This window comes from Roseateles sp. P5_B10, assembly GCF_056400485.1.
Genome location: NZ_JBFULE010001270.1, coordinates 1 through 1,019, shown reverse-complemented (window position 1 = coordinate 1,019; position 1,019 = coordinate 1). Strand labels below are relative to the sequence as shown.

Here is a 1,019-nt window from a genome sequence, read left to right as displayed (position 1 = left end):
CCCGAACAGGTTCTGCAGTTGTGCACGCTGTCGGTGCGCTGTTGCGAGCGCGTGCAGCATGCCGTGACGCTGCTGCCGCACCTCAGCAAACCTGCCACGACCGAAGCAGCCCTCAAGACCTGCGAGGAGATCGACCGCCTGGAGTCCGATGCCGACCGTGTCATGCGCTCGGCGATGTCTCGTCTGTTTCGCGAGCAGGAGGACGTGCGCGAGCTGATCAAGCTCAAGGCGATCTACGAGCAGCTCGAATCCATTTCCGATCGCTGCGAAGACGTCGCCAATCTGATCGAGGGCATCGTCCTCGAGAACTCCTGACCGCCGAGATGAATCGACCCCCACACTCACTTCGTTCGTTGCCCCCCGAGGGGGCGTGTCAGCGCCTTCGGACGGCCGCGCGCCGCTGACATGGCATCCGCTGAGATCGCCTTCTGGGTGGTGGCCCTGCTGGTCGTGCTGGCCCTGCTGTTCGACTTCATGAACGGCTTCCACGACGCGGCCAACTCCATCGCCACCGTCGTCTCCACCGGCGTGCTGAAGCCGCAGCAGGCCGTGCTGTTCGCCGCCTTCTTCAACGTCGTCGCGATCGCCATCTTCCAGCTCAAGGTGGCGGCCACCGTGGGCAAGGGCATCGTCGAGCCGGGCGTGGTGGATCACCATGTCGTCTTTGGTGCGCTGATCGGCGCCATCGCCTGGAACTTCATCACCTGGTGGTGGGGCATCCCGTCCAGTTCCTCGCATGCGCTGATCGGTGGCATTGCCGGCGCCGTCGTCGCCAAGGCGGGGCCGTCGGCCCTTGTCGCTGGCGGCATCTGGAAGACCGTCGCCTTCATCATCGTGTCGCCTTTGCTGGGCTATCTACTGGGTTCACTGATGATGGTCATCGTGGCCTGGGTTTGCCGGCACAAGTCGCCGATACGCATCGACCGCTGGTTCCGGCGGCTGCAGCTCGTGTCGGCTGGCCTGTACAGCCTGGGCCACGGTGGCAACGACGCGCAGAAGACCATCGGCCTGATCTGGAT

The 1,019-nt window shown here is 64.5% G+C and carries 2 protein-coding genes; both read left to right on the top strand.

Annotated elements, in window-relative coordinates:
• A partial coding sequence (locus tag AC1DU6_RS32660) for a DUF47 domain-containing protein (protein ID WP_477862412.1) occupies window positions 1-315 on the top strand: 315 nt, incomplete at its 5' end.
• A 90-nt stretch (window positions 316-405) separates the two neighbouring features.
• The coding region (locus AC1DU6_RS32655; RefSeq protein ID WP_477862410.1) for an inorganic phosphate transporter at window positions 406-1,019 on the top strand (614 nt) is incomplete at its 3' end.